Origin of the sequence: Proteus sp. CA142267 (genome assembly GCF_003336825.1) — a bacterium.
GTDB lineage: Bacteria > Pseudomonadota > Gammaproteobacteria > Enterobacterales > Enterobacteriaceae > Proteus > Proteus terrae.
Genome location: NZ_QPMG01000005.1, coordinates 195,917 through 219,334 on the forward strand (window position 1 = coordinate 195,917; position 23,418 = coordinate 219,334).

General features: G+C 38.9%; 20 protein-coding genes. 7 read left to right on the forward strand and 13 right to left on the reverse strand.

Annotation, left to right across the window (positions count from 1 at the left end; genetic code table 11):
• Window positions 1–65: 65 nt before the first annotated feature.
• Window positions 66–1,403, forward strand: a complete 1,338-nt coding sequence (locus C0T34_RS10920; RefSeq protein WP_098941902.1) for an MFS transporter — start codon at window positions 66–68, stop codon at window positions 1,401–1,403.
• Between the two features lie 65 nt (window positions 1,404–1,468).
• On the forward strand, window positions 1,469–2,920 hold the full coding sequence (gene pyk / locus C0T34_RS10925; RefSeq protein ID WP_109850170.1) for a pyruvate kinase: 1,452 nt from the start codon (window positions 1,469–1,471) through the stop codon (window positions 2,918–2,920).
• Between the two features lie 105 nt (window positions 2,921–3,025).
• On the opposite strand, the gene C0T34_RS10930 is transcribed toward pyk, so the two are convergent.
• Window positions 3,026–3,442 (reverse strand): Rap1a/Tai family immunity protein, encoded by a 417-nt coding sequence (locus tag C0T34_RS10930; protein WP_098941900.1) that lies wholly within the window; start codon window positions 3,440–3,442, stop codon window positions 3,026–3,028.
• A gap of 285 nt (window positions 3,443–3,727) precedes the next feature.
• Between C0T34_RS10930 and C0T34_RS10935 the strand changes: the two genes are divergently transcribed.
• The 4 genes from C0T34_RS10935 to C0T34_RS10950 all read left to right on the forward strand — a co-directional run bounded on the left by C0T34_RS10935 (window position 3,728) and on the right by C0T34_RS10950 (window position 7,870).
• Entirely contained in the window at window positions 3,728–4,915 is a 1,188-nt protein-coding gene (locus C0T34_RS10935) for an ROK family transcriptional regulator (protein ID WP_235365298.1), read from the forward strand.
• 39 nt (window positions 4,916–4,954) lie between these two features.
• Complete coding sequence (locus tag C0T34_RS10940; RefSeq protein WP_109850171.1) at window positions 4,955–6,256, forward strand: hypothetical protein; 1,302 nt, start codon at window positions 4,955–4,957, stop codon at window positions 6,254–6,256.
• Window positions 6,257–6,283: 27 nt separating this feature from the next.
• Window positions 6,284–7,444, forward strand: a complete 1,161-nt coding sequence (locus C0T34_RS10945) for an MFS transporter (RefSeq protein WP_098941898.1) — start codon at window positions 6,284–6,286, stop codon at window positions 7,442–7,444.
• 159 nt (window positions 7,445–7,603) lie between these two features.
• Complete coding sequence (locus tag C0T34_RS10950) at window positions 7,604–7,870, forward strand: DksA/TraR family C4-type zinc finger protein (protein WP_098941897.1); 267 nt, start codon at window positions 7,604–7,606, stop codon at window positions 7,868–7,870.
• A 96-nt stretch (window positions 7,871–7,966) separates the two neighbouring features.
• Here C0T34_RS10950 and C0T34_RS10955 read toward each other — a convergent pair whose 3' ends face one another.
• Window positions 7,967–9,703 carry a pyridoxal-dependent decarboxylase gene (locus C0T34_RS10955; protein WP_098941896.1) on the reverse strand — a complete coding sequence of 579 codons (1,737 nt, stop codon included), beginning with the start codon at window positions 9,701–9,703 and terminating at the stop codon, window positions 7,967–7,969.
• Window positions 9,704–10,396: 693 nt separating this feature from the next.
• Here C0T34_RS10955 and C0T34_RS10960 point away from each other — a divergent pair.
• Window positions 10,397–10,846 carry a hypothetical protein gene (locus C0T34_RS10960; protein ID WP_098941895.1) on the forward strand — a complete coding sequence of 150 codons (450 nt, stop codon included), beginning with the start codon at window positions 10,397–10,399 and terminating at the stop codon, window positions 10,844–10,846.
• A gap of 82 nt (window positions 10,847–10,928) precedes the next feature.
• On the opposite strand, the gene deoD is transcribed toward C0T34_RS10960, so the two are convergent.
• The 11 genes from deoD to C0T34_RS11015 all read right to left on the reverse strand — a co-directional run bounded on the left by deoD (window position 10,929) and on the right by C0T34_RS11015 (window position 23,395).
• On the reverse strand, window positions 10,929–11,645 hold the full coding sequence (deoD, locus tag C0T34_RS10965) for a purine-nucleoside phosphorylase (RefSeq protein WP_036934279.1): 717 nt from the start codon (window positions 11,643–11,645) through the stop codon (window positions 10,929–10,931).
• Between the two features lie 77 nt (window positions 11,646–11,722).
• Window positions 11,723–12,949: a phosphopentomutase gene (gene deoB, locus C0T34_RS10970; RefSeq protein WP_109850172.1), complete on the reverse strand. Its 1,227-nt coding sequence runs from the start codon at window positions 12,947–12,949 to the stop codon at window positions 11,723–11,725.
• A 66-nt stretch (window positions 12,950–13,015) separates the two neighbouring features.
• Entirely contained in the window at window positions 13,016–14,338 is a 1,323-nt protein-coding gene (gene deoA, locus C0T34_RS10975) for a thymidine phosphorylase (RefSeq protein ID WP_098941893.1), read from the reverse strand.
• A 70-nt stretch (window positions 14,339–14,408) separates the two neighbouring features.
• Entirely contained in the window at window positions 14,409–15,188 is a 780-nt protein-coding gene (gene deoC / locus C0T34_RS10980) for a deoxyribose-phosphate aldolase (protein ID WP_064721106.1), read from the reverse strand.
• 520 nt (window positions 15,189–15,708) lie between these two features.
• Window positions 15,709–17,010 (reverse strand): NupC/NupG family nucleoside CNT transporter, encoded by a 1,302-nt coding sequence (locus tag C0T34_RS10985; protein WP_098941892.1) that lies wholly within the window; start codon window positions 17,008–17,010, stop codon window positions 15,709–15,711.
• A 353-nt stretch (window positions 17,011–17,363) separates the two neighbouring features.
• On the reverse strand, window positions 17,364–18,146 hold the full coding sequence (locus C0T34_RS10990; RefSeq protein ID WP_098941891.1) for a TatD family hydrolase: 783 nt from the start codon (window positions 18,144–18,146) through the stop codon (window positions 17,364–17,366).
• Window positions 18,139–19,203, reverse strand: coding sequence for a DUF6363 domain-containing protein (locus tag C0T34_RS10995; RefSeq protein WP_098941890.1), 1,065 nt, complete (start codon window positions 19,201–19,203; stop codon window positions 18,139–18,141). Before C0T34_RS10995 ends, C0T34_RS10990 begins: the two co-directional genes overlap by 8 nt.
• Before the next feature lie 129 nt (window positions 19,204–19,332).
• Window positions 19,333–19,677 carry a BON domain-containing protein gene (locus C0T34_RS11000; RefSeq protein WP_098941889.1) on the reverse strand — a complete coding sequence of 115 codons (345 nt, stop codon included), beginning with the start codon at window positions 19,675–19,677 and terminating at the stop codon, window positions 19,333–19,335.
• 631 nt (window positions 19,678–20,308) lie between these two features.
• Window positions 20,309–21,898 (reverse strand): peptide chain release factor 3, encoded by a 1,590-nt coding sequence (gene prfC / locus C0T34_RS11005; protein ID WP_098941888.1) that lies wholly within the window; start codon window positions 21,896–21,898, stop codon window positions 20,309–20,311.
• Window positions 21,899–22,569: 671 nt separating this feature from the next.
• On the reverse strand, window positions 22,570–23,016 hold the full coding sequence (rimI, locus tag C0T34_RS11010; protein WP_023582914.1) for a ribosomal protein S18-alanine N-acetyltransferase: 447 nt from the start codon (window positions 23,014–23,016) through the stop codon (window positions 22,570–22,572).
• Window positions 22,985–23,395 (reverse strand): DNA polymerase III subunit psi, encoded by a 411-nt coding sequence (locus C0T34_RS11015; RefSeq protein ID WP_098941887.1) that lies wholly within the window; start codon window positions 23,393–23,395, stop codon window positions 22,985–22,987. Before C0T34_RS11015 ends, rimI begins: the two co-directional genes overlap by 32 nt.
• Between the last annotated feature and the right edge of the window lie 23 nt (window positions 23,396–23,418).

The window sequence follows — 23,418 nt, forward strand, 5'->3', positions numbered from 1 at the left end:
TGAATAGCATCAGCTCTGAAAACCAAAATCAGCTTCAGACATGAATAATATTCGGAGTCATCTCTATGCTAAGTTTCTTTAAAACCAGAAAGGATCTGCCGCTAATAGAAGCGTCAAGTGAAAAGATCCGCGCAATATATAAAAAGCACCAATGGCAGGTCTTCTTTGGTCTTGTTCTTGGTTATGCCATGTTCTATGTGGTTCGTATGGCACTCGGTGTGGTGAAAAAACCTATGCTGGATGCAGGTATCGTAACCACCGCTGAACTCGGTTTAATGGGTTCTGCGTTCTTCTTTACCTACGCATTTGGTAAGTTCTCTAACGGCTTCTTGTCAGATTATGCCAATATTGGACGCTTTATGTCCATCTCGTTAATTGCCTCTTCCTTTGTTTGTATCTTCATGGGAATGTCAACGGCGAGCCTGTTCTTTATCCTGTTATGGGGTATTAACGGTTGGTTCCAATCTGTCGGTTCAGCACCTTCTTGTGTCTCTATCTTCCAGTGGTTCTCACCAAAACAGCGCGGTACGGTTTATTCCATCTGGGGTGGCTCGCGTAATATTGGTGAAGCAATTACATGGATCTTGACTGCAACCATAGTGAGCTTCTTTGGCTGGCGTGCAGGTTTTATCGGTGCCGGTATCGCAGGTATTGCTGCGGGTATCATCTTACTGATGATCTTAAAAGACCGTCCTCGTACTTATGGCTTACCTGATCCAGCAACTGCGTATGGCGAAGAGTCAGAAGCGGTTAAATCAAGTGATCCTAAAGAAACTCGTCGCGCTCAGTTATTCGTATTAAAACAACCAACAGTGTGGATCATCGCGGCAGCATGTGCGGCTATGTATATCTCTCGCTACGCAATCAGTTCATGGGCAGTTCTTTACCTACAAGGTTCAAAAGGTTACTCACTGATTGATGCAGGTTTCGCAATGTCTACTTACCCAATCGCTGGTTTCTTCGGCGCAATCTTAGCGGGTATGGCTTCTGACAAACTGTTTAACGCTAACCGTCATATTCCAACACTGATTTACGGTATCGCCAACATCGCTGGTTTTGCACTGATGTTCTGGGGTCCACAAAGCCGCGTTATGGATGCTGTTGCATTAAGTATGATTGGTTTTGCAATGGGTGGTCTGGTTGTGTTCTTAGCAGGCTTAACCGCTTGTGACCTGATGCCGAAAAACGCAGTAGGTGCAGTAAAAGGCTTTATCGGACTGTTTGCTTACATTGCAGCATCCGCTCAAGAACTGATTTCAGCATCACTGATTAAAGTGACTCAAGTAGGCGATATCACTAATTACGACTTCACCACAGTACAGTATTTCTGGATAGGTTCTGCCATCGTTTCCATGATTTTAGCGACGCTAGTCTGGAATGCGAAAAAAGTTACCATGGATTAATGAATTAATTAAGTTGTCATCAAGGGATACCATTAGGTATCCCTCTTTAAAAAGAGAATGTCATTATGCGTAAGACAAAAATTGTTGCGACTCTTGGCCCAGCTAGCTGTTCAGAACAGATGATTGAAAAGCTGATTATGGCGGGTGCTAACGTATTTCGTTTAAATTTTTCACATGGTACTCGCGAACAGCATCAGGCCACTGCCGCAACTATCCGTCAGGTCGCAGAAAAACATCGTGTATTTATCGGGATCTTAGCAGACCTACAGGGCCCGAAAATTCGTATCGCTAACTTTAAAAATGATTCAATTCAATTAAAACAAGGCGATAGCTTTATTCTAAATGCAGATTTAGACAGCACATTAGGCGACGAGCAACAAGTTGGTTTGGACTACCCACAACTTGTTCAAGAAGTCACACCAGGGAATATTCTTTTACTTGATGATGGCAATATTCAATTACAAGTCAGCGCTGTCAATAATAATAAAATAGAGACTGTCGTTACTGTTGGTGGAAAATTATCTAACCGTAAAGGCATTAACTTACTCGGTGGTGGTTTATCTGCACCTGCATTAACAGACAAAGATAAGCAAGACATACACACAGCAGCCGCTATTCAAGCAGACTATATCGCTGTTTCATTCCCGCGTAATGGTGCAGATATTGAATATGCCCGTGGTTTAGTGATTGCAGCAGGAAGTCACGCCAAAATCGTTGCTAAAGTTGAACGTGCAGAAGTGGTTTCTTGTGAAGAAAACATGGACGACATCATTAAAGCATCTGATGTCATTATGGTGGCACGAGGCGATTTAGCTGTAGAAATTGGTGATGCCAGCTTACCGGGCGCACAAAAACAATTGATTGCACGCTGTCGCGCATTAGGCTGCCCTGTGATCACGGCGACCCAAATGATGGAATCAATGATTGAAAGTCCAATGCCAACTCGTGCAGAAGTTATGGATATTGCGAATGCGGTCGGTGATGGAACAGATGCCGTCATGTTGTCAGCTGAAACGGCGGCAGGGAAATATCCAGTGGAAGCTGTTAGTGCAATGGCACGCGTAGCTGAAGGCGCAGAGCGCTCTTTTGCGGCTAATGCTGAAAATCCTTGGCAATCACCGTCTTACTATTCACAAACTGGGCGTTGGATTGCGCTAGCTGCTGCCACAACGGCTTTTCATGACGACAAGCATTTAAGCGTTGCCGCATTAACAGAAAACGGCAAATCAGTGACCTTATTGTCACGCTTTATGCCAAACAACAACGTATACGCATTAACGGATAATCCCGCGCTTGCTGGTCAATTGACTGTATTACGTGGTGTAATGCCTGTGGCTTATCAACGCCAAAACAACAATGACTGTGATGAAAGCATCATGAAAAAACTGCAAGCAGAGGGATTATTAACAGACATGAATTCACTCTTAATCACCCGTTTATCAACCTTTGAAAAAACCGGTGAAAGCGATTGTTGCCATCTTGTTCCTGTAAAACAAGTTGAAGTAGCAACGGCTTGAGTGTCTTCCATCAAGGGGCTTATGAGAGAGGCAACCTGAAGTAAATAACAAGAAAAAGAGCACACCAAAATCATTTTAGCCACAGGGACTGTGGCTATTTTTCGTTTAGAGACTTCCATCAGCATGGCAAGGATAGGCATCTTGTAATGCCAAAATATAAATTAACTCCAACGGCGTTTCTTTTTGTTTTTTCTTCACTTCAGGATTTTTATCTAAATAAGCATCGATGTGCTTAACCATAAAATCGCCATTTTGTTCTACTTTCGGAGGCGGACAATAAAGAGGTCGAAAATCATCGTTATTTTGATTCTCAATTTTTACGGCAACAGCATAAAAATTAAATCCATTCGCAATACCGTTTAAATACGCTTGTGTCACTGATTCTAGTTGTTTATTAGAAGGATGATCTAAAGCTAATAATCGTTTTACCTCAAGATAACCGCTTAATGTTACTGCCTGTGAATACAGTGGGAATAGCAATAACATTCCTATTAACCCTTTTAATAACATTCCTTTTTTCATGCTAATTTTCTCTTTAGTTCAATAGATATTGATTTCATTCTAGTCGTTTTATTACTCTAAGAATATGTGCAACAAATATATACATTGAAGATCTTTTGGACGATCTCATTATGCAAATCAGGCTCATCAAATTGTGATCACAAACGCATTTAGGATGGTTTCTAAACTAATTAGTCGTTTTATACTTTACAAAGTAAATAAAACGGTGCATAACTATCAAATACAGACGGTTTTATATAAAAAAAACATCTTTTAGTTTTGTTTCTAAACAAATGGAGTAGTAACGTGACACCGAACGTACCCAATACATTACGGCAAATGAATGCCTCGCTTGTATTAAATGTCATTCGTCATCAAGGTCCTTTGTCACGGGCTCAGATAGCCAAAATTAGTGGAATTACAAAAGCGACGGTGTCTGAAATTATTAACGATCTCCTTGAAGAAAAAATCGTTTATGAGAGCGGTGTCAGTTCACCAGCAGGACAAGGCAGAAAAGGTATTTTAGTTAACTTCGATCCTCAACATAGTTTAGGTGTCAGCATTGACTTAGGTGGAACCAAAATCGCTTATGCAGTTTTTAACTTAGATGCCGAATTGTTGTATGAATATCAAGAGCCTACCTTTGACACTGACGATCGTGATTACTTTATTACGCAATTTGCACAAAGTATTGAAAATGTGATCGAAAAAAGCGGCGTAGACCGTCATAAGATCAATGTTATCGGTGTCGCCACACCAGGGATCATCGATATCAAAAATGGTGTTGTACTAGAAGGCTCCCCTAACTTACCTCAGTGGGATAATTTACCTCTAGCACAACAGCTTACAGAAAAACTCAATGTACCCGTTGTACTCGAAAATGATATTCGTGCAGCACTTGTCGGTGAAATGTGGAAAGGCCGTTGCCGTCATACACACAGTTGTGCGCTGATTGGGATCGGCACAGGGTTGGGCTCCGCTTTGCTAATGGATGGAAAAGTTATTCGTGGCGCAAACAATGCAGCTGGTGAAATCGGCTATATGATGTTTGCTCGTGACCATCTCTTTCGCAATTGGCGTAATAAAGGATGCTTTGAGAGTTTCTGCTCTGGCTCAGGTTTAAGTGAGCGAATGGCAAACTTACGAGGGGAAAATCTTAGTGCAATTGAGATTATTCAAGCCTCACAACAAGGCGATCCGCTTGCTCAATCCTTAGTTGAAGAAATGGCTGATTATCTTGCTATCGGCATTATGAATTTAGTCGCCATTGCAAATTTGGAAAAAGTGGTATTAACAGGCGGGCTCACTCGCTCTGCTGACACCTTTTTACCGCGTGTTCAGGCAAATTTAGATAGACATTTATTTGCTAACACCAAAGTGAATATCGAGCTTTCTGAATTATGGGAAAAAGGCCCGCTTTATGGCATTGCTATTCTCGCCTTAGCCACGGTTTATCCATCAATTCAATTTATGCCCGAGATCCAATTGAGATAACCCTAATAAAAAAGTCTTTAAACGAGATGGGAGCAACTCATGGCAGGAATACATCTTCATCCACATGATATTTTAGACGAAGGCATGCCCGCTATTCTTCAACGCCTTGACGGTATGAAGCATGTTGAGCATTTATTTGTCGAAATTAATACAATTTTTGAACGTAACCCTTACCCTGTTGGCGATCTACCTCATAACCCTATTCATAATGTAGTTATGGGAACAGGTACACTACATATCAATACTCATACTGATTTTCCTCGTCTGAGCCAACGGGTCGATCCCACTATTTTAGCGGGTGCAGATCCACTAATGACGATAAAAAAAGCCACCGATGGTGGAAAATATAAAGTCATTCCGTGGGCAAATATTCTGAATGGCGATTTTATTGGTGATGTAGAAAACAATCAGGTTGTCGATTTTAAAGGCCGTCCACAAGCACATTGGCTCTGCCCTAATGCTCCTGATGTTGCTCAATTATGGCAAAAGACATTCACAGCATTAAAACAAAACTACGGTTATGACACCTTTCTAATTGACCGCATTCGTTTCCCTGATTGGGCAGGTAAAGAAGTCAATCCAGCGGGATTATTTACCTGTTTTTGCCCTCACTGTGAAAAGAAAATGGTGCAGCAAGGCTTACCTGTTAATGAAATCAAACATCGCCTCACGGCTTTAGCGGATTCATTAAAACAAGGGGATTTTGAAACACCTGTTACAGCATTAAAAGAGGAGCCTTTGTTAAAAGCATGGCAACTATTTCGCCAACAAAGTGTGACTCAGTTGGTTGAGAAATTACTGTCTGATGCCAAACAAACGGCGGGTGGAATTAAATTATGGCTCGATTTGTGGCCACCGGCTTACAGCTGGATCTTAGGTCAGAACTATCATGAATTAACGCGTTATTCATCAACACTTAAGCATTTCCCTTATCACAAATTAGGGGGTGGTGCGGATGTTCAAGGATTAATTAATCATTTTGCTCATGATAGTGAAAGCCAAGAGCGGGCATTCACTGCGTTTAAACGTTTATTTGAATTACCTTATGATATTTCATATGAAACCTTTAAACAGCAGGGGTTCCCTATTCACTTTGTTGCTGAACAAAATAATAAAGTTTGCCAGCTTTCACAGCCAAATACCTTTATTTATAGCGGTATTCAAATGTGGAATTTACCTGCCTCTCAATTAATTGAAGCTGTTATTGCCGCAGAAGAAAGTGCTTGTGATGACTTACTTTATTATTGCTATGGATGGGCGACTCAAGAATTATTTGATGCGATTGGTGAACACAATACACCTAATAATAACGCTTATAACAACAACACAATTAAAGAATAATACACCGCGGAAAATCAGGATCAAATTATGGCTAAACAACAAAAATGGAAAGTCTTTTTCCTTCTGTTTGTCACGATGTTTTTACTCGGTGGCATTCAAAATACAAAAGGGCTTATTCTCGAACAAGTTCAACATGATATTTCATTAAATATGAGCCAAGTCGGCTCATTAATTACCTTTTTCCAAATCGGCTTTTTAGTCGCCAGTTTATTAACGGGCTATTTTACCGATAAGAAAGGGTTAAAAGTCATGATGTTTATTGGCTCATTAATGATGGCTGTTGGTTTAACAGGAACCAGCCTTGCTTTCAACGTGATGCTATTTTTTGGCTTTTATCTGGTTATTGGTTTAGGGATTGGCTCAATGCTTGTCTCTATCGTTACGGTTATTCCAACTTTCTATAAAGAGAAAGCAGGAATGATGTTTAACGTCTCTAACGCCATGTTTGGTGTAGGGATGATTGTTACGCCTCTTATTTTACAATATTTATTCTCACACTCTATTTCATGGCGTACCTTTTATGTTGGTGTTGCCGTTATTGTTGCTGTAATTATTTTAGTATTAAGTACGTTAAAAATAGAAAGTAGCGCACAAGTTGATATGAAATTCAGTGACTTTTTAGAGTTGCTGACACAAAAATCACTGTTGCTGGTTATTTTATTTATCACTTTATATGTAGCAGCCGAAGCTGCGTTCTTAAACTTCTTCCCTATTTTCTATACTTCTATGGATATTGGGAATATGAGTAATGCACAAAAAGCAGAAACCGCCGCTTATGTTATTTCTAGTTTTGCATTCTTATTTACTATCGGTCGCTTTATTGGTGGCTTTATTAACCTTGCACTGGGTGATCGCAAAACATTGATTTTATTTTCACTGTTCTCGCTTATCGCCATTATCGTTAGTCGTATCTTTGTGCAAGATGTTGTTTATCTATTTATGGTATTTGGTTTTGCATTATCTGTGCTATTTCCAACAGCCGCAGCGGTTGCCACAAAATTAACCAGTAAAAGTGGCTCGGTGATGGGACTTATTTATGTAGCTTCAGGATTGGGCGGTGCGTTAGCAGGTTCATTAATCGGCCAGGTTTCAGAAAGCTATAATGTTTTTGTTGGCTTTAACCTAATTATCGTATTCGTCGCCCTCTTCTTTATCATTTCTCTGTTTATTAGAGAAAAAAAACAATAACAACGACGTATTATGCCTCTGAAATTTCCCCCTCTTTATGAGGGGGTTTTTATTTCTATCAGCCTATCTTCGCAATCTATTTTCTCTTTTACTCTGTTGATTTTTTCAACAGCGCCCTAATAATAGTATTCATATTCACTGTTAAAATAGGAGAATATAATGGCAAGTGGATGGGCTAATGATAGTGCAGTTCAAGAGCAAATAGATGCCACCATTGATGATGCAATTGCAAGAGCTCGCAATCAAATGGCACAAGGTGAAAGTGCAGAGTTTTGTGATGAATGTGGTGAGCCAATCTCTCCAGCTCGGCAAAAAGCCGTTCCTGGTGTACGTTATTGTTTAAATTGCCAAGAAGCGTTCGATAAAAAGAATAATGCGTTTAGTGGGTATAATCGTCGTGGTAGTAAAGATAGCCAACTCAGATAATCTGCAACTATTATCCCATAAAACAAAAACTGTACCTTAATATGAGTTTCCTCTATTAAAGTACAGTTTGTTTTATTTAATCAGACAATAATTTGATTAAATTTTTGCCACTTTCTTCGAGCTCAGATTTTGACTCATTTCAGTTAAAATCTTCATAAAATTATCAATATGCGCACGTTCAGTATTTGGGTTCATAAATACTGCTTTTTCACCCGGAAGATAAACATAACGGTTATTTTTCGCATATTTAGAGCAGGCAATAGAATCCACCCAGTTAGTAAACAACCCTTCTCTACCACGCTGTAAGAAAAGTTTTCTATGCCACTGTGTGTTATGAACCATAAAGTCATACGCTTCTTTATCAGTAGAACATGTCAGTTCTAAATCAAAGGCAACGTTAGGATCTTTTACTAAATTAGGATCATACAGTTTAAAACCAACACTTGGCCCTTGGTTTTGAGGAACGATGACTTTTGCGTTACCCATCTCTAATAGTTGGTGGCGCATGTAGTTCGCGTTTTGTAGGCAGTGAGCAATAATGGTTTGATAACCCTCAATTCCCATATAATGCATTGCAGAATAAGCGCCAAAAATACCCACACCACTACGTGTACATTCAATAGTAGATTGTAAGTGAGTTTGCCCTTCTAACTCATGCTCAAAATAGGTGAAGTTTTCAGGATCGTTTTCCAGTGCAACGAAGTCGTTACCGTTTTTCACCAGCACTAAACTTGAGGTGTAAGGAACATAGCCCCATTTGTGGAAGTCGATAGTGATAGAGTCGGCATATTTCAGATGTTTAAATTTCTCTACGTTCTGACGTAAACCTTCTAAAGTGACATCGTTAATTGCCAGTGGGTTACTGCTAAAATCATATTCTAAGAAGAAGATAATCGGCCAGCCCACTGCGGCATCTACGTGTACATGTGGCTTAACAGGGATCTCGAACTCTTCACATAAACGGTCACGTAACTCACAAACACCTTTCACATCATCCACACCAAAGGTATCTGTTGTTCCGGTGGTTAACATGATCGTTGGCACTTTGCACTTAACAGTAAAGCACGCTCTTAGTTCACGTTCTAAGTGTTCTAAATTAATGGTGTTATCTTCAGAGACTTTAATACGGATGGTTTTGTTATCAACATCAACGCCTAACAGTGCAAGGTTAGTCATATTTGAGTAGTGACCACCCTGAGAGTTAATGATGCGATAATCTTGATCTGCTGCCATACCTAAATGTTTAGAATTCGGCATAGATTTGCGTAAACCAAATAGATAACCATATAAGTTACACATGGTGCCACCTTGAGTGAACACACCAGATGCAACTTCAGGATCGTAACCAACCAATTTGGCGACTTTTTTGATTGTCACTTTTTCTAACGCATCAGCGACACCTGAATATTCACAATACACCATGTTAGGGTTGCCCATTAACCCTAAGATTGAACCATAAACACCCGGATCACTTGGCATTGCAATAACGTTTTCAACCGCTAATGGGTTTTCCCAGTTTTTACACAGTGTTGAAACTAACATAAGTAGCTCATTAGGATCATTTTCTGGGTAATTAATGTTTTGCTGGATTTGTGTATCCGCCATTAAACGATCGAATAGCTGTTGCCCATTTGAGTAACGCCGTAATTGGTCATTATCATTAGCTGTTGTTTTTCTAAACTGTGTAATCGATTGGATTGTTTTATCCTGAAATATCGGCCAATACTTCGGATCTCGGCTGAAAAAGTGAGCAATAACGTCGTGGTATTTCTTCTCAAATTCCTCATTCAGAATGTTAGCAGAAGATAGACCTAATAAATCTTGATTTTTCACTATATTCTCCAAATAGAAACCGACAAAAATTTAAATTGATTGCATAGCAATACTATACATTTTCTAATTAAATTAGTTAGTGCTTCATGCGATTACATAGATTCTGTTAGCAACCACATAAAACAAAATATATTATTTAATATCAATACAATAGAAATCTTCGGAAAGTTAAATTTACAGATGCTATTATTTCATTTATATGCTTATGTGACTGACATCACAGTGAAAATAATGCTATAAACAAAAATAATCATCTGCAATACTATTAACTATTTGAAATATAATCAAAATATAATAATAACAAGCTAACCAACTGATATTGCTTAATTCTTAATTTAATTAATTGAATTAATCTGTTATTTCCACAATTGGTACAGCAAAAATTACATTTAATTTAATTACAACGAATAAAATCAAACGAAAACACTACTATATTTTTCATAATCAGCAAATTAATTCTAATTTTAACCATAATTAGGTACAAAATATTGATTAAGACTAAGTTCATAGATAGTGCCCAATAAAAATATAAACAGTGAAATTATCACAGTTGATTGTTCTGTCAATAACGCAAATATTGGTTAGAATGAAAATTAGTAACTTAACTAAACAATCAGAATATTTACTCTACATATTTTGTGTTCTTTGCCGATACTTAAGGTAATAGAGTAGGTAATTAACGGAGAACAAAATATGAAAGCACATATCGCTGTTGCTGCTGTATTCGTATTATTATCCGCAAGTATCCATGCTGAAGAATTTACCTGCCAACTTGAAAATGGTAAGTATGTCAGCGTGTTCGTTGAACATGGAAAGCCTCCTGTTTATCGTTATGGCACACTTGCTAAAACAGAGATAACACTACCAGTACCTCAACAACCTAATAATAATGTCTTTTATGGGCATCAGATGTTTGTTGCAGGGGCATCGACCTATGTTCGTTTTAAGAATGGAAACTATAGCTACGTCGTTTATGACGGCGAAGGGAGAGGTTGGAATTTTAACGGCATTATTGTTTATAAAGACAATAACATTATCAGTAAGAAAGAGTGTAAAGAGCCGTTATCACCAAGTTTGGATAATATCAAAAATTATGCCATCAAAATGGATCCTTACTTAGAAACGTATATTTATGCTCCCTAGTTTCTAGCTTTATTAATTAGACATATAAAAACCCAATTTAAAAATTGGGTTTTTATTATTTTTAAGCAACGAAATGTATTGATTAATCTTCTAGTAACAGAACAGATTCTAATGCAATTTCAATCATTTCATTAAAGGTAGTTTGACGCTCTTCTGCTGTAGTCTGTGTACCTTTTTTGATGTGGTCAGATACAGTACAGATAGTCAGTGCTTTTGCGCCGTATTCAGCTGCAACACCGTAGATACCTGCTGCTTCCATTTCAACACCTAGGATGCCGTATTTTTCCATTACATCAAACATTTCTGGATCTGGAGAGTAGAACAGATCAGCAGAGAAGATATTACCAACGCGAACTTTAATATCTTTCGCTTTTGCTGCATCAACAGCATTTTGAACTAATTGGTAATCCGCGATAGCAGCGAAGTCTTGGTCTTTGAAACGCAGACGGTTAACTTTAGAGTCAGTACATGCGCCCATACCGATAACAACATCACGTAGTTCAACATCAGGTAATACTGCACCACATGAACCAACACGGATGATAACTTTCACTCCGAAATCTGTAATTAATTCTTTTGCGTAAATTGAGCAGGAAGGAATACCCATACCGTGACCCATTACAGAAACTTTACGGCCTTTATACGTACCTGTAAAACCTAACATACCACGAACATTGTTTACCTGACGCACGTCTTGTAAAAAAGTTTCAGCGATGTATTTAGCACGAAGCGGGTCGCCCGGCATTAAAACGACATCAGCAAAATCGCCCATTTCTGCGTTAATATGAGGGGTAGCCATAATTCTTCCTTTTAATTGATCTTTTTACTATTTAAATATAATTCGGTAGGCATATTGCTATACCTACCGAAGTAAAATTAAAACATTGCTTTACCGTAATCGACTGGAGATAAACCGAAGTATTTAACAACAGTTTGGCCGATATCAGCGAAGGTTTCACGATGACCTAATGAACCTGGTTTAACTTTTGGACCATAAACAAGAACAGGGATATGCTCACGAGTATGATCAGAACCTGGCCAAGTTGGGTCACAACCGTGGTCTGCTGTTAAGATAAGAATGTCATCTTCTTTTACCAGTTCCATTAATTCTGGTAAGCGACGGTCGAATAACTCAAGTGCTTCACCGTAACCTACAGCATCACGACGGTGGCCGTAAGAGGAGTCAAAGTCAACAAAGTTGGTGAATACAATTGTGTTGTCACCCGCGAGTTTCATTTCTTCAAGTGTCGCATCAAACAGGGCATTAATACCCGTTGCTTTCACTTTTTTAGTGATACCTACGTTTGCGTAGATGTCAGCAATTTTACCGATAGAAACAACGTGGCCTTGTTTTTCATCAACCAGTTTTTTCAACATAGTTGGTGCTGGTGGCTCAACCGCTAAATCATGACGGTTACCTGTACGAGCAAAGTTACCCGGTTTATCGCCGATAAATGGACGCGCAATAACACGGCCAATGTTGTAATCGCCTTTGTTTAGTTCATCACGAGCAAATTCACACAGCTCATATAATTCATCTAAACCGTAAGTTTCTTCATGACATGCAATTTGGAATACAGAGTCAGCAGAGGTATAGAAAATCGGCTTACCAGTTTTCATATGCTCTTCACCCAGTTCATCCAAAATGACTGTACCAGATGCGTGGCAGTTACCTAAATAACCCGGTAATTTTGCACGTTTAACGATGTTTTCTAACAGTTCTTGTGGGAATGAATTTTTCAGTTCTTTGAAGTATCCCCAATCAAACAGAACAGGAACACCTGCAATTTCCCAGTGGCCTGACGGAGTATCTTTACCAGAAGAGATTTCACTCGCGTAGCCATAAGCTCCGATAATATCTGCGTCTTTATCTAAACCAATAGGGAATTTACCTGTTGATTCTTCCGCAGCTTTACCTAAACCTAAACGGCAAAGATTAGGTAAATGAAGAGGGCCTTTACGACCTTCTCTATCTGCTTTACCGTCAGCAAACGCTTGTGCGATATGCCCTAAAGTGTCTGAACCTTGGTCACCGAATTTCTCCGCATCACCGGCAGCACCGATACCGAAGGAATCTAATACCATGATATGTACACGTTTCATAATTCTCTCTCCTGTGTCATTCTCCGTAGACCACGGATATGTCACTTATAAATCGTAATTGAGTTCTTATTCGCTGATTTGGCGGTACACCATTGGTGAAGCTTCGCGTTTGCTGTCACCAATTACCATCGCTTTACGGACTTCAGCCGCAGCTTCTTGCCATGATTTTTCACTGTTAGCATGGATCATCGCTAAAGGTGTATCTGTATTGATTTCAGCACCAAGCGCTACGATGTCGCTTAAGCCAACACTATAATCAATAGCATCAGTTGCTTTACGACGACCACCACCTAATGTCACAACTGACATACCTAATGCACGCGTATCCATTTCAGTGATAAATCCTGCTTTCTCAGCGAATACAGGTTTACTTAATACCGCAGTTGGCAGGTATTTATTGTAGTTTTCAACAAAATCAGATGGGCCTTTCTGTGCTGCAACCATACGACCAAAGACTTCTGCCGCTTTACCGTTATCCAACACATCTTGTAGTTTTTGACGAGCTTGTTGACGATCATCCGCTAAACGGCCTGATACTAACATTTCAACACACAGCGCCATAGTGACTTCAAATAGACGTGGATTACGATATTCGCCTGTTAAGAATTGAACTGCTTCACGAACTTCAACCGCATTACCTGCACTAGAAGCTAATACTTCATTCATATCAGTTAACAGTGCCGTGGTTTGACAGCCTGCGCCATTTGCTACTTGAACAATTGACTCAGCCAGCTCTTCAGATTTCTGATAAGTCGGCATAAAGGCACCTGAGCCCACTTTAACGTCCATCACTAATGCATCTAAGCCTTCAGCTAATTTTTTACCTAAAATAGATGCAGTGATAAGCGGGATTGAATCAACTGTAGCAGTAATATCACGGGTAGCGTAAAAGCGTTTGTCAGCAGGTGCTAATGAATTAGTCTGTCCGATAATAGCAACGCCGACATTGCGAATAATGTCGCGGAATTTCTCATCATCAGGGAAAATATCAAAGCTCGGAATTGCTTCAAGCTTATCTAATGTTCCACCTGTATGGCCTAATCCACGACCAGAGATCATAGGAACATAACCACCACAAGCCGCAACCATTGGCCCTAACATCAGTGAAGTTACATCGCCTACACCACCCGTTGAGTGTTTATCAACGATGGGGCCGTTTAAATTTAGGCTTTTCCAGTTCAGTACTGTACCGGAATCACGCATAGCTAATGTCAAAGCAACACGCTCTGGCATTGTCATATCGTGGAAATAAATAGTCATTGCTAATGCAGCAATTTGACCTTCAGAAACAGTATTATCTCTGACGCCATTAATGAAAAAACGAATTTCTTCCTCAGTTAAAGGATGACCATCACGCTTTTTACGAATAATCTCTTGGGCAAGAAACACTGCAACCTCCTGGTTTTATAGCATTGGTAACGCCCACAATAATGAATAGTGGGCGTAATTCACGAATGGATTAGTAACCACTAGACGATTTTTGTTCGCCATGACCTAAAGTGGCTAATAAATTACCTAACAGGCTTGACGCGCCAAAGCGGAAGTGACGGGCATCAACCCAGTTGTCACCCATAATGCGGTTAGCTAATGCAAGGTATTGAGCAGCTTCTTCAGCGGTACGTACACCACCCGCGGGTTTGAAACCAACTTCTTTGCCAACACCCATATCGTGGATCACTTGGATCATTAACTCAGCGCTTTCCAGTGTTGCATTTACAGGTACTTTACCTGTGGAAGTTTTAATAAAGTCAGCACCTGCTTTGATTGAAATTTCAGATGCTTTACGGATAAGTGCAGGATCTTTCAGCTCACCCGTTTCAATAATTACTTTCAGTAAAGAACCTGCTTCTGCACAAGCTTCTTTACATGCTTTAACGATATCAAAACCGATTTGCTCGTTACCTGCCATAAATGCACGGTAAGGGAAAACTACATCAACCTCATCTGCGCCATAAGCTAATGCCGCGTTGGTTTCTGCTAATGCGATATCTAAATCATCATTACCATGAGGGAAGTTAGTTACGGTTGCGATACGGACGTCTGGAGTACCTTGTTCACGTAACACTTTACGTGCTAATGGAATAAAACGTGGGTAGATACAAATAGCGGCTGTATTGCCTTCTGGGCTTTTAGCCTGATGACATAATGCAGTCACTTTTGCATCAGTGTCATCATCATTTAATGTAGTTAAATCCATCAAAGACAGCGCAAGGCGCGCTGCAGCGGTTAAATCTGTCATAAAACTCTCCAACGATGTTTCTCAAGCCCTTTTTGGGCGTACGCTTAAGGTTAGCGATTAAATTTGTTGGCGAGCGGACTTGGTTCCTTGAAGATGTTGTTGTAACTTGCACTACAACGACAGCTGAGCTCCCTCTCACCGCGCTATGCTCACTTCGGCGACCCGTCATTGAGCCTTCGCCATTCCATGAAGTTTCAGCACATCTTATTTGAACACGCTAAGGAACAATTAGATGTGCTTTACGTCACACTAATTAAATGCAACTTGCAAACAATAACATAAAAATGTGATAGGTATCACAATTAGGTCATTTTCTGGTTTAATGTTACTCGAATAGCGCCTTTAAGTCGTCTTTATAACGCAAAAAAAGCGTGAGCAATATCAAATGATATTGCTATTGACCCGACTCAATACAAATTGCGAAATGTCTCACACAATAAAAGTAGTTAACATTACAACAGAAAACAAACATAAAAGAGCAGATAGGCAAAACCCATCTGCTCTTCACAATAAAAATCAATTAAGCAGCAACAACTGCCATTGCCGTTAATGCAAAGAAGAATCCTGCAATCGTTGCACTCATTAAGTTAGAGAGTGTACCAGCTAACACGGCTTTCATTCCTAAACGAGCCACATCTTTACGACGGTTTGGCGCCATTCCACCTAAACCACCTAGCAGCACAGCAACAGAAGAGAGGTTAGCAAAACCACATAATGCAAAGGAGATAATAACCTTCGTTTGAGCAGATAACACCACTAATCCAGAACCTGCAACTAATGCATCTTCTTTTAGGTATTTACTAAATTCAGAGTAAGCATAGAACTCATTGATAACAATTTTTTGTCCAATAAATGAGCCTGCAATGGTTGCTTCACTCCAAGGTACACCAATCAGGAAGGCAATAGGTGCAAACACCCAGCCTAGCACTAGTTCTAATGAGAAATTCTCATAACCAAACCAGCCACCAATGCCACCGAGAATACCATTAACTAATGCAATTAATGCAACGAAGGCAAGTAACATAGCACCGACGTTAAGAGCAAGCTGTAAACCTGAAGAGGCACCCGCAGCAGCAGCATCGATAATATTGGCAGGTTTTTCGTCATCCGCCATTTTATCAAATGCATCTTTTTGATCATCTGGTGTTTCTGTTTCAGGGATCAGCAATTTAGCAAAGAGTAAACCACCAGGAGCCGCCATAAAGGATGCTGTGATCAGATACTCCAACGGTACGCCCATACTCGCGTATCCAGCAAGTACTGAACCCGCAACAGAGGCTAAACCACCACACATAACCGCAAAGAGCTCTGAAGTTGTCATTCTTGCGATATAAGGGCGAACAACAAGCGGAGCTTCGGTTTGTCCAACGAAAATATTTGCAGTTGCAGACATAGATTCTGTTCGTGATGTACCAAGTACTTTTTGTAAGCCACCACCGAGAATTTTAATAACTATTTGCATAATGCCGAGGTAATACAGCACTGCAATGAGTGAAGAGAAAAACACGATAACAGGCAGTACGCGTAGGGCGAATACGAAACCGCCACCACCAAACAACTCGAACATTTTATCGGATACTAAGCCTGCGAATAGAAAGCTCATCCCATTATTGCCGTAATCAATAACATTCTTTACACCATCAGAAATCGCAAGAAGCACCTCGCGACCACCGTCGGAATAAAGAACAAAGGCACCTAAGCCAATCTGAATAAGGAATGCGCCACCAACTGTACGTAGTCTAATTGCACGTCGATTGCTGGAAAACAGAATAGCTATCAATATTAATGTTGCCATTCCGACCAAGCTCATAATGAGTTGCATTGAAGGATCCCTGTTCACATAAAAATTTAATGGATTATCAATAATGCCCTTGCCAGAGCTTATTGACTCTTTTTGCCAGATAATTATACCTAGTCTAAGAAAAGAACCCTCAATATCCATCACAAATAGAGTCTGAAAAAAGTAACACAAAAGTCACAAATGAGAGGTTGATCACACAAATAAGAAAGAAAACGCATTTGTTGAACAGGCTAATTAGAAAAAATACTCTTGGGATTAACAAACCGTATTTTCAATCTTAAATCGAGGGAATAAACAAACGCCCTATTCATATTAATAAGATTAAAATAAGGGGAGTTTTTAACCTTTAGATAAACCGCATTTTCATTCAAGCACTAGGTAATATTGTTGAGCCCAAATAATTGTAGGCTATTGAGATAGAGTTGCTCTGCGATCACCTCCGGTGATCCTTGACGCAGCTCACAGAGTTGGGAAAAAACGTTCTGAATACGTTCTGGGCGATTAGGTTCACCTTGAAAACCACTTACAGGCATATCAGGAGCATCTGTTTCTAATAACAGATATTCTAGCGGTAACGAGGCAATTGCACGGCGAGTTTTTTGTGCTCGCTCATAAGTAATGGTTCCACCAACACCAATAAAATAGCCTAGCTGAATAAACTTTTCTGCCTGTTGCAGACTTCCGGCAAAACCATGAATCACCCCTTTGCGAGGCACATCATAACGGCGTAAAAGTGCACTTAGCTTATCGTGGGTTTTACGCGAATGCAGGATCACGGGCAAATCAAATTTAATTGCTAACTTAAGCTGTGCAATTAAAAACGCCTCTTGCTTCTCTGGCTGAGGGTTTTCCATATAATCATCAAGCCCAATTTCTCCAATGGCAACACAACGAGAAACTGTTTTTAATTTCTGTTCTAACGCCAATAAGTGCTGTTCAGCATGCTCTTCAATATATAAAGGGTGTAATCCTAAAGCACAATATAGTTGATGGTGATGATTAGCGAGCTCAGCAACAACATCAAAATTCCAACGGGCAACGGCAGGAATAATTATTTTTTCAACACGAGCTTGATGCGCTAACGATAAGCTGTTGGCAATATCATCATAAAAAACTGGGAAATCAAAATGGCAGTGAGTATCAATAAATTTATTCATTCTGAATCTGCCTCGCGTCAGGATGTACGCTGCGAGTTCCTTGTTGAATAATAGAAGTATTCTCTGCTTTATCAGCCTTCGCTTCTTGTTCAAACAAACTAAAGACTTTTTTATCATGCTGCTTGAATTTTTTCTTAGAAAAGTGCTGACCAATTGTTGCCAGAAAATAGCGCCCACAACGTCTGCCCACATGATAATCATGATTTAGTGCACTTAAACGACTTCCTAACGCGCTAGATTGCAATGTCGTTGGTGGATATATTTCAATAACCACAACATCTTCTGGGGGAGATTGGATAAATTTAATTGTCTCGGTATAGGTTTCGATATGCACTTGTGCCATCTCCATAAAGCGCTGTAAACGGCTATTTTCAAACCATTTTCCCATGCGCTCAACCCATTCTGTTGTGTATTGATATTCAGAAGGAACAGTACGAACGACGACGATAGTACGGCCGCCACGTCGATAAGCTTCTCTCACAGGAATAGCATCGCTAATCCCACCATCATGATAAACAACATCATGAAATAAGACACCATTACGATAAAAAGCAGGAATAGCACTGGATGCTTTGATTATCTCAAGCCAAGTCGGTTCATCGGGTTGAAAATAATTTGCCTGAAAATTATCAGAACGACTTGCCACCATATAAAATTCACGCCCCGTATCAAAACGACGTAGCGCTGTTGGCATATCAAGCGGCATTTCTTTGGCTGTTGTGTCTATATACCAATCAAGATCCAGTAAATTACCACCGCGGACAAAGCGAAGGGGATTAAAAAATTGATTATTAGTTGTATAACGATTAATAATTTTACGTGCATATCCACGCTGACCACAGGCAAAAGCAGATAAATTTTGCGCCCCCGCAGACACCCCAAGTAAAATATCAAAGGGATCAAATTGTGATCGCATAAATTCATCAAGGACACCCGCAGTAAAGATCCCACGTTGACCTCCGCCTTCACAAACTAAAGCGACTTTGCCTTGTGGTAGTGAGGATTGAAATTCGAGTGCAGTAATATTATTTAATGTGACAGGTATATACTTCCCCATAATGTCTCCTTTATACAACTTATCAAAGGATACCCGCACATTTTTTTGACGTCATTATTTTTACGTATTCATACAAATAAATCAGACAATATCTTCTTAAAATATGACGAATATAAAAGAAAATCATCTTTATGATTTGATATTTACATCTGAATCTACGCTTTTAACACCTTCAATTTTTTCAATAATTTGTAAGATTTTTTCTTCTTGCGCTTTACTATCAACAAAACCTGAAAGAAAAACATGTCCAAACTCAGTGCGAATAGAAATATTATCACTATCAATATCTTGCATTGGTAATAGCGTATCTTTAATTTTGTTCGAGATGGAAGTATCACTTAAATAATACCCCGTGTTATTCCCACTGTTATTAATTTCGCTATACCACGATGTTTCAGCTGATGCGCCCATACTGACAAAAGCCAAGCCCATTGACATTACTAACGCTAATTTCAGCGTTTTATATTGTTTCATTGCTCTCCCCCTAATCACAATAACTGCGATAGGAAATATGTGTATTTTAATATCTGTATTTTTATGAAGTACTACAAAATTTTAACAATCCAAGCTATTACACTAATAAGCTATTTGAGTTAAATAAAGTAAAAAATAACAAATAAAGACTAATCCTAATAATTTTATTCTAATAATAACAAATAAAACTATAAAAAATTTTACATATATTTATAAATAAGTATAAAAACGAGCATAATATTAACAGAAAAAAAAGAGAGTAATTCCAAATGAAGAAGGGCTTTTTGGCAGGATATTAGAGATATGCAGAGTAGATTTAATAAAAAAAGCTAAGAAACAAAAAAAGACCATATTAAAAAAACATAACCTTTTCATTAAGTTAAATACTCTAAATAATTCAAGATGTAGCTAGGCGACAAGTGAATAAGTCGCTAGGAGCATACATAAGTATGTGACTAGTGCGAATGAACGCCGTCAACAACGCTACACCTTGAAGCAGAAGAGTAGATACTCTAAATAATTCAAGATGTAGCTAGGCGACAAGTGAATAAGTCGCTAGGAGCATACATAAGTATGTGACTAATGCGAATGAACGCCGTCAACAACGCTACACCTTGAAGTATGACGAGTATCAGTGTTCACGCGTCTGATGAAACTCAACATCAGGATAACGCTCACGCGTTAAATTCAAGTTGACCATTGTTGGTGCGATATAAGTTAAGTTATCGCCGCCATCAAGTGCCAAGTTTTGTTCATTTTTACGTTTAAACTCTTCGAGTTTTTTCTCGTTATTACACTCAACCCAGCGAGCTGTTGAAACGTTAACAGATTCATAAATCGCTTCAACGTTATATTCACTCTTAAGTCTTGCAACAACCACATCAAACTGAAGTACACCCACTGCCCCTACGATTAAATCGTTATTTGCCAGTGGTCTAAAGACCTGTACAGCACCTTCTTCTGATAACTGTACCAATCCTTTAAGTAACTGTTTCTGTTTCAACGGATCACGTAAACGAATACGACGGAATAGCTCAGGCGCAAAGTTTGGAATACCGGTAAATTTCAGAATTTCACCTTGAGTGAAAGTATCACCAATTTGGATTGTACCGTGGTTATGAAGGCCGATAATATCCCCTGGATAAGCATGTTCAACGTGAGAACGATCGCCGGCCATAAAGGTTAATGCATCAGAAATCACCACATCTTTTTTGATTCGGACTTGGTGTAACTTCATGCCTTTATCATACATACCAGATACAACGCGCAGGAATGCAACACGGTCGCGATGTTTAGGATCCATATTGGCTTGGATCTTAAAGACGAAACCCGTGAACGTTTCTTCAGAAGCGGTAACTTCACGCATATCAGTTTGACGAGGCATTGGTGCTGGCGCCCATTTTACAAGGCCATCAAGCATATGATTAACACCAAAGTTACCTAATGCAGTACCAAAGAACACTGGAGTTAATTCGCCAGCTAAGAATGCTTCATGATCAAATTCATGAGATGCACCTAATACTAACTCTAATTCATCACGTAATTGGCTTGCTAAATCATCACCAATAGCTTCATCAAGCTCTGGGTTATCTAACCCTTTAATAACGCGAGAATCCTGAATAGTATGACCTTGGCCTGTTTGATAAAGATAAGTTTCATCTTTAAGAATGTGATAAACCCCTTTAAAAAGTTTTCCGCAACCAATAGGCCAAGTCACAGGGCTACACGCAATTTTTAATTCTGTTTCGACTTCATCCATGACTTCCATTGGGTCACGAATATCACGGTCGAGTTTATTCATAAAAGTCAGAATTGGTGTATCACGTAGACGCGTTACTTCCATTAACTTACGAGTACGATCTTCAACCCCTTTAGAGGAGTCAATTACCATTAAACAGCAGTCAACTGCGGTTAAAGTACGATAAGTATCTTCAGAGAAGTCTTCGTGCCCTGGGGTATCTAATAAGTTAACTAAGCAATCTGCATAAGGGAACTGCATGACTGAGGTTGTAATAGAAATACCACGTTGTTTTTCCATTTCCATCCAGTCAGATTTTGCATGCTGATTTGAACCACGGCCTTTTACGGTTCCTGCACGTTGAATTGCTTGTCCGAATAACAACACTTTTTCAGTGATGGTTGTTTTACCCGCATCGGGGTGGGAAATAATAGCAAAAGTTCTACGACGAGCAACTTCTTGCTGAAAAATAGGATTAGACATCAATGGTGATCTTCTAGTTGATAGACGAGAGAATGTAAGGCACTGATATATTGCTATAAGTAATAATTAAAGTGACTATAAAGACATTCAACCCGTAAGTTAATCTTAATTGGCGCTTATTTTCGCCTATCTTGTCTGTATAAACAATCAATGGTTACTATTTTATCTGCTTGAGGGAGTGATGCCTAGTGTTTGAAAAAATTAATCGTGCCGATTGCTTTATAAGGTAACGCTGTTTTCATTGATTCTCTCAAGATACTTATTTTGCTAAAAATTTTACAAACTGACTTTATGAGTTACTAATAAAGCCCTGAATTAGCCTATTTATTTTCGGTTAAAATCGGGATTGAATATAAGTTCCTAAATAAACACACCTTCATTTAGATTTAATTTTGTCTATATTTAGAGACTAATCACTTTATTTAAAACAAAAATAAATATTCAATTTACTTATTTTAAATACCATTCACCTTTTTAACACTGTTATAATCACCTAACGTTTTAAAATTAAACAATGACAAAAGTGAAATTAACTTGATAAATTTACATTAAGTAAAAATAAAGATAAATTTTAAATACAATTAATAAAAAATAAAATCTTCATACTTCAAATAAAATAAAAAAAACGCCTAATAGAAGGCGTTTTAAATTTAACTTAAATAAAGATTTAATTAGAAAGAAATAGGATAAGCCATGATAATCGCATCTTCATTCCCTGTCTTTGTTGGATAATAGTTTTTGCGTTTTGAAACGAAATTAAATCCTATAGATTCATAGAGATTGAACGCTTTTTCATTAGATTCCCTCACCTCTAACCACAGGGTGGTGATATTTTTTTTCTCAAGCGTTTCAATCAGTTCTAATAAAAGTGCTTTACCGTAACCTTTCCCCTGATAATCAGGATGGATTGCAATATTAAAAAGTGTTGCCTCATCTAATATTAATTGCGTAATTGCGAAACCTACAATAATATTATCAATGCAAATTTTCAGATTAAAATAATGACTTCCTTGGTTACTATAAAATGTTTCTTCACTCCAAGGGAATGAATGACTTAATTTTTCAATTTGCCATGCTAAAGGTAAATCAGCAGGGTTTAAGAGTGAAATGGTCTTCATATTGATAGATTTGTTTCCAAAGATCGCGTTTTGCATCAGCATCAAAATATAACTGATGTAATGAAGGGCTTCTCAGAGAAATATATTCAGAGGGAAGTATGAGATCAGTGCCTAATAACCAGCAGGGAAGATCAAATGATTCTGTGAGCATGCTCACATCATCTGTTGTAATACAATAGATTTCGTCTTTATCTATCCCCATGGCGCTAAAAATATCAGAGAAAAGCCCGTTATTTAGATCAACGGTATCATCAGTAATGATAAGTAAACGTGTTGTATCCGGAAATTGAACAGAATGCTCGCCTTTTAACACAGCAGGCTTACGAAGTACCCACTGACGAATTCCAAGTTGGGATAACATTCTGTCTTTACGGCTCATTATGCTTACCTATCAAGTGTAGA

Excerpts from the sequence above, each read along its gene's own strand:
- deoD (WP_036934279.1), bottom strand. The coding sequence starts at position 11,645 with ATGGCTACCCCTCATATTAACGCAGAAATGGGCGATTTTGCTGATGTC.
- C0T34_RS10940 (WP_109850171.1), top strand. The coding sequence starts at position 4,955 with ATGGCAGGAATACATCTTCATCCACATGATATTTTAGACGAAGGCATG.
- C0T34_RS11000 (WP_098941889.1), bottom strand. The coding sequence starts at position 19,677 with ATGAAACAATATAAAACGCTGAAATTAGCGTTAGTAATGTCAATGGGC.
- C0T34_RS10920 (WP_098941902.1), top strand. The coding sequence starts at position 66 with ATGCTAAGTTTCTTTAAAACCAGAAAGGATCTGCCGCTAATAGAAGCG.
- pyk (WP_109850170.1), top strand. The coding sequence starts at position 1,469 with ATGCGTAAGACAAAAATTGTTGCGACTCTTGGCCCAGCTAGCTGTTCA.
- C0T34_RS10950 (WP_098941897.1), top strand. The coding sequence starts at position 7,604 with ATGGCAAGTGGATGGGCTAATGATAGTGCAGTTCAAGAGCAAATAGAT.
- C0T34_RS10985 (WP_098941892.1), bottom strand. The coding sequence starts at position 17,010 with ATGCAACTCATTATGAGCTTGGTCGGAATGGCAACATTAATATTGATA.
- C0T34_RS11015 (WP_098941887.1), bottom strand. The coding sequence starts at position 23,395 with ATGAGCCGTAAAGACAGAATGTTATCCCAACTTGGAATTCGTCAGTGG.
- C0T34_RS10930 (WP_098941900.1), bottom strand. The coding sequence starts at position 3,442 with ATGAAAAAAGGAATGTTATTAAAAGGGTTAATAGGAATGTTATTGCTA.
- C0T34_RS10960 (WP_098941895.1), top strand. The coding sequence starts at position 10,397 with ATGAAAGCACATATCGCTGTTGCTGCTGTATTCGTATTATTATCCGCA.
- C0T34_RS10990 (WP_098941891.1), bottom strand. The coding sequence starts at position 18,146 with ATGAATAAATTTATTGATACTCACTGCCATTTTGATTTCCCAGTTTTT.
- prfC (WP_098941888.1), bottom strand. The coding sequence starts at position 21,898 with ATGTCTAATCCTATTTTTCAGCAAGAAGTTGCTCGTCGTAGAACTTTT.
- deoB (WP_109850172.1), bottom strand. The coding sequence starts at position 12,949 with ATGAAACGTGTACATATCATGGTATTAGATTCCTTCGGTATCGGTGCT.
- rimI (WP_023582914.1), bottom strand. The coding sequence starts at position 23,016 with ATGAAGACCATTTCACTCTTAAACCCTGCTGATTTACCTTTAGCATGG.
- C0T34_RS10995 (WP_098941890.1), bottom strand. The coding sequence starts at position 19,203 with ATGGGGAAGTATATACCTGTCACATTAAATAATATTACTGCACTCGAA.
- deoC (WP_064721106.1), bottom strand. The coding sequence starts at position 15,188 with ATGACAGATTTAACCGCTGCAGCGCGCCTTGCGCTGTCTTTGATGGAT.
- C0T34_RS10945 (WP_098941898.1), top strand. The coding sequence starts at position 6,284 with ATGGCTAAACAACAAAAATGGAAAGTCTTTTTCCTTCTGTTTGTCACG.